The sequence below is a fragment of the Stappia sp. P2PMeth1 genome, assembly GCF_900185735.1.
In the GTDB taxonomy this organism is placed as follows: Bacteria; Pseudomonadota; Alphaproteobacteria; order Rhizobiales; family Stappiaceae; genus Stappia.
Genome location: NZ_FYAW01000040.1, coordinates 111,252 through 122,329 on the forward strand (window position 1 = coordinate 111,252; position 11,078 = coordinate 122,329).

General features: G+C 67.2%; 9 protein-coding genes. 6 read left to right on the plus strand and 3 right to left on the minus strand.

What is annotated here, in order from left to right; translation table 11 throughout:
- Window positions 1–156 precede the first annotated feature (156 nt).
- Window positions 157–1,083, plus strand: coding sequence for a pirin family protein (locus tag P2PM1_RS22140; protein ID WP_186400582.1), 927 nt, complete (start codon window positions 157–159; stop codon window positions 1,081–1,083).
- On the opposite strand, the gene P2PM1_RS22145 is transcribed toward P2PM1_RS22140, so the two are convergent.
- Complete coding sequence (locus P2PM1_RS22145; protein ID WP_186400583.1) at window positions 1,061–2,023, minus strand: DUF6030 family protein; 963 nt, start codon at window positions 2,021–2,023, stop codon at window positions 1,061–1,063. The genes P2PM1_RS22140 and P2PM1_RS22145 overlap by 23 nt on opposite strands.
- Before the next feature lie 140 nt (window positions 2,024–2,163).
- On the opposite strand from P2PM1_RS22145, the gene P2PM1_RS22150 reads away from it, so the two are divergent.
- Entirely contained in the window at window positions 2,164–3,435 is a 1,272-nt protein-coding gene (locus tag P2PM1_RS22150; RefSeq protein WP_186400584.1) for an acetylornithine deacetylase/succinyl-diaminopimelate desuccinylase family protein, read from the plus strand.
- A gap of 25 nt (window positions 3,436–3,460) precedes the next feature.
- Here the strand turns inward: P2PM1_RS22150 and P2PM1_RS22155 are convergent, their stop codons facing one another.
- Together P2PM1_RS22155 and P2PM1_RS22160 are read right to left on the minus strand one after the other, a co-directional pair.
- Window positions 3,461–5,218 (minus strand): TRAP transporter fused permease subunit, encoded by a 1,758-nt coding sequence (locus tag P2PM1_RS22155; protein ID WP_186400585.1) that lies wholly within the window; start codon window positions 5,216–5,218, stop codon window positions 3,461–3,463.
- A gap of 131 nt (window positions 5,219–5,349) precedes the next feature.
- Window positions 5,350–6,303, minus strand: a complete 954-nt coding sequence (locus tag P2PM1_RS22160; RefSeq protein ID WP_186395073.1) for a TAXI family TRAP transporter solute-binding subunit — start codon at window positions 6,301–6,303, stop codon at window positions 5,350–5,352.
- 273 nt (window positions 6,304–6,576) lie between these two features.
- On the opposite strand from P2PM1_RS22160, the gene P2PM1_RS22165 reads away from it, so the two are divergent.
- The 4 genes from P2PM1_RS22165 to P2PM1_RS22180 form a co-directional block, all read left to right on the plus strand.
- The gene (locus tag P2PM1_RS22165) at window positions 6,577–7,662 is read left to right on the plus strand and encodes an endonuclease/exonuclease/phosphatase family protein (RefSeq protein ID WP_186400586.1); all 1,086 of its coding nucleotides are present in this window, start codon (window positions 6,577–6,579) and stop codon (window positions 7,660–7,662) included.
- A 164-nt stretch (window positions 7,663–7,826) separates the two neighbouring features.
- Window positions 7,827–8,747 (plus strand): ROK family protein, encoded by a 921-nt coding sequence (locus P2PM1_RS22170; protein WP_186400587.1) that lies wholly within the window; start codon window positions 7,827–7,829, stop codon window positions 8,745–8,747.
- An 87-nt stretch (window positions 8,748–8,834) separates the two neighbouring features.
- Window positions 8,835–9,434 carry a YceI family protein gene (locus P2PM1_RS22175; protein WP_208985377.1) on the plus strand — a complete coding sequence of 200 codons (600 nt, stop codon included), beginning with the start codon at window positions 8,835–8,837 and terminating at the stop codon, window positions 9,432–9,434.
- Window positions 9,435–9,673: 239 nt separating this feature from the next.
- Window positions 9,674–11,078 (plus strand): methyl-accepting chemotaxis protein (locus P2PM1_RS22180; protein ID WP_186400588.1); only part of this gene is annotated, 1,405 nt, incomplete at its 3' end.

The following is an 11,078-nucleotide window of genomic DNA, read 5'->3' on the forward strand; positions in this document are numbered from 1 at the left end:
CGGCGCGTCGCCCGGCATTTGCCCCAACGCCGGCGACGGCGCATTATGTTGGTAGCGGATGACAGAGGAACGACGCAAGCCCGATGCAGCGCGCCGCCTGTCCGTGACCAGCCGCTTGTCCTGCAACGGGCAAGTCCGCCAGAGGGAGACCCGCCAATGACCTGGATGCCCGATCTTGACCCCGCACCCGGCGATGCCGGGGCATGCGACCTCATCGACACCGTGATCGTCCCGCGTGCCCGCGACATTGGCGGCTTCGAGGTGCGGCGCGCCCTGCCCTCGCCGAAGCGGCAGATGGTCGGCCCCTTCATCTTCTTCGATCAGATGGGGCCGGCGGAGTTCCTCGAGACTGGCGGGATCGACGTGCGGCCGCATCCGCATATCGGCCTCGCCACGGTGACCTATCTGTTCGAGGGCGAGATCCACCATCGCGACAGTCTGGGCTCGGACCTTGCCATCCGTCCGGGCGAACTCAACTGGATGACCGCCGGGCGCGGCATCGTCCATTCCGAGCGCGAGGACCCACAGATGAAGGGCCACAAGCGCAAGCTGTTCGGCATCCAGAGCTGGGTGGCACTGCCGAAACACGCCGAGGAGGCCGACCCGGCCTTCGAGCATGTCGGGCGCGAGGCGCTGCCCTTCCTGGAGGACCACGGCATCAACGTGCGGGTCATCGCCGGCGAGATGTTCGGCGCCCGCTCGCCGGTGAAGACGGCCTCCGAAACGATCTATGCCGACGTGACGCTGGAGCCGGGGAGTTCGATGCCGATCGATGCCGGCCACGAGGAGCGGGCGCTCTACACGGTCGGCGGCACCATCGAGATCGCCGGCGAGAGCTTCGAGGACGGCCAGTTGCTGGTCTTCAGGCCCGGAGACGCCATCACCGTGCGGGCGACGGGCAGTGTGCCGGCGCGCTTCCTGGTGCTGGGCGGCGAGCCGATGGACGGGCCGCGCCACATCTGGTGGAATTTCGTCTCCTCCTCGAAGGAGCGCATCGACCAGGCCAAGGAAGACTGGAGGCAGATGCGCTTCGACACGGTGCCGGGCGACGCGGACGAGTTCATTCCCCTTCCCGGCCGCTGACCTCATCGTCATCATCCGGGCTGCTGAAGATGATGTCGCCCGATGGCGGGGCGCGGAGAGTTGCCCCGCCGACCGGTCGGTTGCGGCGACGCGCCGGCGCAGCCTCCCAGGAGAAAGGCGCAAACAGCTCCGCCGGGGCGACAAGATCGACGACCGGAAAATCAAGAATGACGTTGAAGCGAATGACCGCGGCATCGTCGTCAGTCAGTCCAGGATCCTCCGGCAATACCCTGAGCCGCATGCCGAACTGCTCCAGATCCACCGGCTGCCCCCGGTCTATGGCGGCCCGGAAAGCCGGCGGCCAGGGCCAGCCGTAACGCGCGCCCACCGCCTCCAGCACCCGCAGCAGGGCGGCGCGGGCGGCCGGCGCGGTCTGCGGGTTGTCGCCGTTGAGCTTGATCCGCGCGGTGTTGAGCGTGCCTTCCGACTGGCCGCGCAGATTGACGAAGAGCGACGACCGGGCGCCGTCCGGCCCCGCGCGCCCGATGATCGCCAGATCGCTGACGCAATACCAGAAGCCGGCCACGAAGGGGTCGAGCCGCCACTCCGACATCGGCACGCCGAGGGCGGAGATCGCCTCGCACAGGTCGGCCGGATCGCCGCCGAAGACCCGCTTGAACGCGGCGGCGCGCTCCAGCCCTGCATCCGGCGCCTCATTGAGAAGGTGGGCGCGTGCCGTCGGGGCAAGGTTCGCGAAAGGGTCGGGCAGGACGACCTCGGCCGGGGGCGACGCCTGCTCCACCGGCGGTCGCAGGAAGACCAGCGCCGAAGCCAGGATGCCGCTGGCGATTGCCAACAGAATCAGCACCCTGACGGTGAGCCGGCGACGGTTCATGGCGGCAAGCACGGGCGCGCCCGGCCCCTGTGCCTCGCGCACGAGCGCGGGCAGGATCGATTTTCCCGGCTGGGCCCCACCGCGTGACGCCGCGTCTTTCGCCATTGCCGCTCCCGCCGGGCAAACTGCCCGGAAAACCCGCAGGATATGCACTGCGGATGCGCTGGAAACCGGGTTCTGCCTGGGGCACCATGCCCGTCTGACGTCACCGGTCGCGCATTTCATGTCCTAACACGGGAGACCACATGCTGGAGGCGCTTTTTAGACGTGTCGAGGACAAGCGGGACGATGTCGTCGCACTGACCCGGGATCTCATCCGCATTCCGACGATCAACCCGCCGGGCGAGGCCTATACGCCCTGTGCCGAGTTGATCGGCAACCGGCTGGCGCGGCGCGGCTTCCAGGTGCGCTACATCCGGGGAGAGGACACGCCCGGCGACAGCGCCCGCTATCCGCGCACCAATGTGGTGGCCCGTATCGAGGGACGCCGGCCGGGTCCTTGCGTGCATTTCAACTCGCATATCGACGTGGTGGAGGCCGGCCACGGCTGGACCTTCGATCCCTTCGGCGGCGAGGTGAAGGACGGCAAGGTCTATGGACGGGGCGCCTGCGACATGAAGGGCGGGCTCGCCGCCTCGATCATCGCCGTGGAGGCCTTGCTGGAGGCGATGCCGGACTTTCCCGGCGCCATCGAGATTTCCGGCACGGTGGACGAGGAGTCCGGCGGCTTCGGCGGCGTTGCCTATCTCGCCCGGCTCGGCATGTTCTCCAAGCCGCGCGTCGACCACGTGATCATCCCCGAGCCGTTGAACAAGGACCGCATCTGCCTCGGCCATCGCGGCGTGTGGTGGGCGGAGATCGAGACCAAGGGCTCCATCGCGCACGGGTCGATGCCGTTCCTGGGCGACTGCGCCGTGCGCCACATGGGGGCGGTGCTCGACCGGTTCGAGAGCGAGCTGTTTCCCAAGCTCGCGGCCAAGCACACGGACATGCCGGTGGTGCCGGAGGGCGCGCGCTCCTCGACGCTGAACATCAACTCCGTCCATGGCGGCCAGCCGGAAGGCTTCGATGGATTGCCTTCGCCTTGCGTGCCCGACAGTTGCCGCATGGTGATCGACCGGCGTTACCTGATCGAGGAGAGCCTCGACGAGGTGAAGGACGAGGTCATGTCGATCCTCGACGATCTCGCCCGCACCCGCCGGAACTTCGACTACCGCGTCCGCGACCTGATGGAAGTGATCCCGACCATGACCGACCGCGACGCGCCGGTGGTGCGGGCGGTGGCCGACGGCATTCGCGAGGTGCTGGCGAAGAGCCCGGACTATGTCATCTCGCCCGGTTCCTACGACCAGAAGCACATCGCCCGCATCGGCCACCTGCACGACTGCATCGCCTATGGTCCGGGCATTCTCGACATGGCCCATCGGCCGGACGAGTTCGTCGGCATCGACGATATGGTCGACAGCGCCAAGGTGATGGCGCAGGCGACGATGGCGCTGCTTGGACGGACCCGCTGAGGACGATCCGGCCGGCCCTGCAGGGTCAGACGAAGAGCAACACGCCGCCGCCGGCGACGAGACCGGCCCGCAACAGCGGATTGAGTGGGGCGATGACGCCGAAGGAGATGGCGGAGAGGGCCGCGCCGACCTTGAGCGCCGCAAGCAGCGCCATGGCCGGTTCCGCCGCCAGCGCGATCAGGTCCGGATTGGCTATCATGCCGAGCGGCACGAGATAGAGCCCGAGGCCGAGCGCCATCGCCGAGGCCGCAACCTTCAACCAGTTCTCCCCGACCATGCCGGCGGCGATGAAGACCGCGCCGCAGACCGGCGGCGTGATGGTCGACAGCAGCGCGTACCAGAACACGAAGAGATGCGCCTGCAGCAGCGGCACGCCGAGCGCGGTGAGCGCGGGTCCGGCGACCGAGACGCAGATGACATAGGCCGCCGTGGTCGGCACCTCCATGCCGAGGATCAGGCAGGCGAGCGCGGTGAGCAGCAGCGCCGGCCACAACAAGCCGCCGGAGCCGGACAGGATCAGCGAGGTGATCTTGACCCCGAGGCCGGTCAGCCCGAGCACGCCGATGATGATCGAGGCGCACAGGATGATCGCCGCGATGGTGGCGATCTGCCGGCCGGAATTCACCGCCGCCTCTTCCAACCGCAACAGGGTGCGGCGGAGGTCGAAGCTGAGGCGGGCATCAAACGCCAAGAGCAGCGCACCAGTGAGGATCGCCAGCGAGGCGGCATATTGCGGTGTCACCTTGAGGCCGAACATGCCCCACAGCAGGACCGAGAACGGCACGAGGAAGAAGGCGGAGGTGATGACGACCGCGCGCAGAGCCGGCCGATCCTCCGGGGCGATGCCCTTCAGCACATGGCGGAAGGAGAAGGCGTCGATACCGACCCACACCGCGAGAAAATAAAGGCCGGCCGGCAGCAGTGCGGCCATCATGATGTCCGAATAGGGCGTGCCGGTCAGTTCGACCATCACGAAGGCGCCCGCGCCCATCAAAGGCGGCATGATCTGGCCGCCGGAGGAGGCAACCGCCTCGACCGCCCCGGCGAGCGAACGCGGATAGCCGAGCCGGGTCATCGCCGGCAGGGTGATGGCGCCGGTGGAGGCGACGTTGGCCGAGGCCGAGCCCGAAATCGAGCCGAACAGCGCGGAGGAAATCACCGAGACCTTGGCCGCGCCGCCGCGCAGGCGGCCTGCAGCGGCGGCCGCGACATTCATGAAGCCCTGCCCCGCCTCGCCGGCATTCAGCACCGCTCCGAAGATGACGAAGATGGCGACGACCGAGACGGAGACCCCTGTGAGCTTGCCCCACAGGGCGCCTTCCGCGATCGTCAGCGTGCCGAACAGGCTCGCCAGCGGCAGGCCCGGATGGCCGAACTCGCCGGGGATGGCCTCGCCCCAGACCGCATAGGCGAGCGCGAGGGCCGCCACCAGCGGCAGCGGCCAGCCGATGGCCCGGCGGGCCATCTCCAGCGTGACGCCAAGCAGGACCAGGGCAATCGCGAACTGGCCGTTGTCTACGAGGAAGCCGTACTGATCGCCAAGCGCGCGATGGTTCCACGCAACCCACAGGCAGGCGGCAACGCCGATGACTGCCAGCGGCAGGCCTGTCCAGCGCTGGAACGGGGTGCGCGCCATCAGCACGAAGACAAAGGGGACGGCAAGCGCCATGTGCAACGGCCGGCTGACGAGATTGGGCACCAGGCCGGTGAAGACCAGCCACAGGTGAAAGCCGATGGACAGCGCACCGAGCGCTGCCCAGAACAGCCGGGCCGAAAGAGACATGAACGCCGTCCTGGTGAACTGCCCGACCGCGCCGAAAACGGTGCGGCAGGATCAAAAACCATCGGCCCGGACGGGTGTCCGGGCCGTAACCGTGCCAAAGGCCAGCCGAGCGTATGGCGGCCGCCTGCGCCTTATTTCTGCGCGTCGGTCAGGGCCACGCCCTGTTCTGCGTAATAGCGCTGCGCGCCCGGATGGATCTTGCCGGAAATGCTGGCCAGCATATCCGTCGTCACACCCGCCCACCACGGCGCGTCGGCGCTCATCTTCTCCTTCTGCTCCCAGAAGGTCTTGGTCAACTGATAGGCGGTGTCGTCGTCCATCGCGGTGGTCGTGTAGGCGACCACGTCCAGCGAGGTGGTGACGACGTCCTGGTCCTGGCCCGCATAGGTGCCGGCCGGGATCACCGTTTTCGTCCGCTTGGTCTCGGCGACCTGCTCGTCGGACAGGGACAGCAGCGTGACGCCGGTGCCGGCCGCCGCCTCGATGACATTCGGCGCCGGCCAGGAACTGGCCGTGACGAAGCCGTCGATCTGGCCGTTCTTGAGCGCAGCACCAGCGTTTGACAGCTCCACGTCGGCAAGTTTGACCTTGTCCTTGAGGCCGAAGAGTTCGAGATACTTGGCGCCTTCCGTGGCACCGAACGTACCCTTGCCGATCAGGATGCTCTTGCCTTCCATGCCGGCGAAGTCGGTGACGCCGCTGTCCGCCGACATGACGAAATGCATGGTCAGCGAGGGGATCGGAAAGAGCGCGCGGATCTCGTCGAACTTCGGGTTGCCCTTGCCGTCGAACGGTCCCTTGGCGCCCTGCGCCTGGCCGACGAGGCCCGGAGGCGTGGTGAAGACGTAGTTGCCGGGGCGCACCGCCGCTTCCATCACGTTCTGCACCGAACCCTGGCTCTCCTCCAGCGTGACGATGATGCCGCCATCGGTACCGGCCTTGATCGCCTCGGCGATCTGCACGCCCATCTGGTAGTAGGACGTGCCGGCGGAGGCCGACTTGTAGGTCACCCGCGTCTCGGCGGACGCGGACAGCGGCACGAGTGCGGCAAGGCCGGCAATGGCGAGTTTGCTCCAGATCGTCATATGTCCTCCCAGGGGAACGTCGTTGAAATCTTGTGATGCGGGCCCGCGCAAGATCGAGCGCGGACGGGCCGAAGCGGATCGGGAGGCAGAGATTAGTCCGCCCGCGCGCGCCACGCATCCCTGAAATCGCGGAAAATGACAGGAGTGCGCACCCCAAACCCGGGGCGGGGATCGTTTGTCGACATGGCCTGCGCAAGCCTACCTCTGCCATTGACGCAGCGGCAGCGCCCGCTCAAAGTGCGAAGGTCCGCCCGTGCAATCAGGAGGTGCCAAATGGCCCGCACGCGCTTCTCGGTCGCCACGCTCAATGCGCGCAATCTGGTCAATCCGGAGACCAACTACTACCGCAAACCGGACGGCAGTTGGAATCGCTATTCCCGCGCCGCCTTCGCGCGCAAGGTCGAGTGGCTGGCCGAGCAACTCGTTCGGCTCGACGCCGACCATGTCTGCCTTCAGGAGGTGTTCCATGCCGAGGCGCTGCAGGCGGTCGCCGAGCGCCATGCCGCCCTGGTCGCGGTGCGTGGTCTTTCCCAGCCGCCGTTTGCCAGCGTGCTCCACTTTCCCAATGACAAATCCCGGCCGGACGATCCGAGCCCCGGGCTCGGCTATCTCGGCCGTACCGTTCCGTTGGCGCACCGCCGGCTGCAGGACCTCTCGGCCGACCCCATCGAACTCGGCAGGGAACTGGGCTTTTCCTACCGTCTGACCGCAACGAGCCGACCGATCGCCATCGTCGAGATCGCCCTTGCGGACGGGGTGCCGGCACTGCTCTTCAATACCCACCTCAAGTCGAAGCGACCGCTCCTGCCGGAGGGATCGCCTGCGGCGGATGCGGCCAACCTTCTGTTCCTCGAGCGTGCCAGCGGCGAGATCGCATCGCAGGTGCTGCGGGCGGGCGAGGCACTCGCCCTGCGCCGGGAGCTTCTGCGCGCCATGCGCGACAACAGCCGCCCGGTCTTCGTCGTCGGCGATCTCAATGACGAAACCGACGCTGTGACCACCCAAGTCGTTGCCGGCGAGGCGCCCTGGCGCAACGAACGCGACATGGCGGTCAAGCGCGCCTTCTGGGACGTGGAACTCTACCATGCGGCGCGCGTGCACCTGCGCCGCAGCGAGCACGGCGATATGACGACCCACATCTACAACGGCGCATACGGCACGCTCGACCACATCTTCTTCAGCCAGGAATTCTACTATCGCAACCGCGCCGCCCTCGGCGATCTCGACTATGTGCAGGTGTTCAACGACCACCTGGTCGACAGCAGCGCTCCCGGCGTACGCGAAAACCGCGACGCCTCCGATCACGGCCAGGTTGTCGCCCGCTTCTCGCTGAAGGAACCTGCCGCCCCGACCGGCTGAGGCTGCGCCCGGGCGCCGGCCCGAGCACGGAACACGTTCCCCGGCGCAGCCGGTGCCAAACGCCCACCTTGGGCGCACGGCTCCCGCCTTGCTATGATCGCGGCGCGACTCGGGCGGGGCGAAAGTCCCGCCGTGACCCACACACCCGCGACCGGACAGCCTTCATGACAGATCCGCACACCGCGCCACTTCGCCTCGGCATCGACTGGGGCGGAACCAAGATGGAGATCATCGCGCTGGAGGCGGACGGCTCGGAGCGTTTTCGCCTGCGCGTGCCGACGCCGCGCGACGACTATGACGGCTGCATCCGTGCCGTCGTCGGGCTGGTCGAAGCCGCCGAGGCGGCAACGGGCCGGAGCGGCACCATCGGGCTCGGCATCCCCGGTTCGCTGTCGCCGGCGACCGGCCTCGTCAAGAACGCCAATTCCACCTGGATGAACGGCATGCCGCTCGACCGCGACCTGGAAGCGGCGCTGGCACGGCCCGTTCGCATCGAGAACGACGCCAACTGCCTGGCGGTCTCGGAGGCCACCGACGGCGCCGGCAAGGGCGCGCATGTGGTGCATGCGATCATCATCGGCACCGGCTGCGGCTCAGGGATCGCCATCGACGGACGGGCGCATCGCGGCCGCAACGGCATCGGCGGCGAATGGGGCAACATCCCGGTGCCCTGGATGACCGACGAGGAGTTTCCCGGTCCCGACTGCTGGACCGGCAAGCGCGGCACCATCGACCGGTGGTGCTCGGGCACGGGCTTCCAGTGGGACCATGAGCAGGCGAGCGGAGTGAAGCTGACGGGTCACGAGATCATCGAACGGGCACGCGCCGGCGAGGCCGCCGCGGCCGCCACTCTCGACCGCTACGCGTCGCGACTGGCGCGTGCGATGGCGATGGTCGCCAATATCCTTGACCCGGATGTCTTCGTGCTCGGTGGCGGCATGTCGAATATCGAGGAACTTTACGACCTGCTGCCGCGGGAAATCGGCCGGCACGTCTTCTCCGACCAGTATGACGTACCGATCCGCAAGGCGGTGCATGGCGACAGTTCCGGCGTTCGCGGCGCCGCCTGGCTGTGGAACGCCTGAGCCGGCAAGATCCGTTCGCCCTTGCCCTCGCTGTTGTCGGCCGCGCGCCTATATGATCCGGCAGGACCACAAGGGAGGAGGCCGCACGTGTCCCTGTTCAAGCCTGCCCGCATCGCCGCTTGCGCTGTCGCATTTGCAGCCCTGACCGCAGCCCTGCCCGCCCGGGCCGAACCGCGAACCTATGTCATCGATCCGAGCCACTTCTCCATCGTCTTTAACGCCATGCATATCGGTTACGCGCCGACCTGGGGCCTGTTCCTCAAGGGCGAGGGCAGCTTCACCTATGACGAGAACACGCGGGAACTCTCCGACCTGTCGGTCGCCATCGAGACGGCAAGCGTCTTTTCCAACGACGAGCGGCGCGACGGACACCTGCGCTCCGACGACTTCCTGAGCGCGGACGCGCATCCGCGCATCACCTTCCGGATGACGGACGCGCGCGCCGAGACCGAGGCGACCGGGACCGTCATCGGCGACCTCACCCTGCGGGGCGTGACCCGGCCGGTGACGCTCAATGTCACGCTCAACAAGATCGGCCCCTACCCGTTCGGCGACACCCATGTTGTCGGCATCAGCGCCAGAACGGTTTTGCGCCGCTCCGACTTCGGCATGATTTATGCGGTCGAGAACGGCCTCGTCGGCGACGAGGTAGACATCCGCATCGACCTTGAAGCTGTCCGGCAATAGAGCCGCGGCCGGCCAGGTGTGCCGTGGAATTCTCCACTCGTCCCAACGACTTTGATGTGAGCCGGCGCTCTGAATGGATAGCGAAGACCTGCTTCGCGCACTTAGGGTCAGCACCGCATCAACTTGACCGCAATTGTCACATTAATCGATCACTACTCAGGAATTAAGCCGATAGTAACGCAGCCTCAGCTAGGCATAAGGCCAGAACTATTCCCGAGGGGCCTGCTGGGGGTTTCGTAATGCGCTTTTCCGACCTGTCGATCCGCAACAAGCTGCTGGTGAGCGCCGGTATTCTGTTTTCCGTCTCGATCATCGGCGTCAGCCTTGCCGGCTCCATGGTGATGTCGTCAACGGCCGAGGGAGATGCGAGACGGGAAGCCCAGGCGCTGCTGTCGGGCTATGCGGCAGATGTGTCAGGCGATGTGTCGCGCTCGCTGACCGTCGCCAAGACAGCCGCCGCCGCGGTCGAGGGACTCATCGCCAATGGCATGACCGACCGGGACCGGCTCGGCGATCTGATGATCCGCACGGTCGAGAGCAATCCCAACCTGGTGGGCATGACGCTCGCCTTCGAGCCGAACGGCCTCGACGGCCGTGATGCCGAGTTCAAGGACCACAAGTATTCCGACGCCAACGGGCGGTTCGTTCCGTATTTCTACTTCGGCGCGGACAAGAAGGTGGCGGTCGAGCAGTTGATCATGACCAAGGAGGCCGGAACCGAAGGCTGGTACGACATGCCGGTCCGCGAGAACCGCTCCCTGATCACCCCGCCCTATACCTATCCGATCGACGGCAAGGACGTGCTGATGACCACCATCAGTTGGGTGGTGCGCAAGGGCGACAAGGCCGTCGGCATCGCCACCTCCGATCTGTCGCTGGCCGACATCGTGGAAAAGATGTCCGCCAACCGGCCTTTCGGCCAGGGTGAAGTCAAGCTCATCGGCGGTGACGATCTCTGGGTCTCGACGTCGGATGCAAACCTGCTCGGCAAGAAGGTCGAGGATGGCGAGGTGCTGAAGCTGCTGCGCGCCGCGGATGCCGGCCAGTCGGAGAGCCTTGTCGGAGACCGCTTCCTCACCGCCGTGCCGGTGACGTTCCCCGGCGTCGCGGAACGCTGGTACGTCACCCTCGACGTGCCCTATTCGGCAATGATTGCCGGCGCAGTGGCGGCACGCAACACCATGCTGGCCATCGGCTTCGGCCTGTTGCTGGCGGTGCTGGCGGTGGTCTGGCTCGGCGCCGGAGTTCTCGCCCGTCCGGTGGCCCGCCTCACCGACGTCATGGCCCGTCTTGCCGCCGGCGACACCTCGGTCGATGCCGGCATGGACGAGCGGCGCGATGAGATCGGCGACATGGCGCGTGCCGTCGAGACCTTCCGCGACAACGCCATCGAACGCCAGCGGCTGGAAGGTGCGCAATCGGAGGAGGCACAGGCCCGCGCCGCCCGCCAGGCCCGCACGGAAGCCCTGATCGCGGATTTCCGGGACAAGGTGCAGGCGCTGATCGGGACGGTGAGCGCGACGGCGAACGGGCTGGACGAGACCGCGCGGGCGCTCTCCTCCTCGGCCCAGGAAAGCGCCGAGCGCGCCAGCGAGACCACCCAGGCAAGCTCGATCGCCACCGACAGCGTCCAGACCGTCGCCA

What these genes read in the sequence shown, in the direction of transcription:
- P2PM1_RS22140 (WP_186400582.1), top strand. Translation starts at nt 157, where the DNA reads ATGACCTGGATGCCCGATCTTGACCCCGCACCCGGCGATGCCGGGGCA.
- P2PM1_RS22145 (WP_186400583.1), bottom strand. Translation starts at nt 2,023, where the DNA reads ATGGCGAAAGACGCGGCGTCACGCGGTGGGGCCCAGCCGGGAAAATCG.
- P2PM1_RS22150 (WP_186400584.1), top strand. Translation starts at nt 2,164, where the DNA reads ATGCTGGAGGCGCTTTTTAGACGTGTCGAGGACAAGCGGGACGATGTC.
- P2PM1_RS22155 (WP_186400585.1), bottom strand. Translation starts at nt 5,218, where the DNA reads ATGTCTCTTTCGGCCCGGCTGTTCTGGGCAGCGCTCGGTGCGCTGTCC.
- P2PM1_RS22160 (WP_186395073.1), bottom strand. Translation starts at nt 6,303, where the DNA reads ATGACGATCTGGAGCAAACTCGCCATTGCCGGCCTTGCCGCACTCGTG.
- P2PM1_RS22165 (WP_186400586.1), top strand. Translation starts at nt 6,577, where the DNA reads ATGGCCCGCACGCGCTTCTCGGTCGCCACGCTCAATGCGCGCAATCTG.
- P2PM1_RS22170 (WP_186400587.1), top strand. Translation starts at nt 7,827, where the DNA reads ATGACAGATCCGCACACCGCGCCACTTCGCCTCGGCATCGACTGGGGC.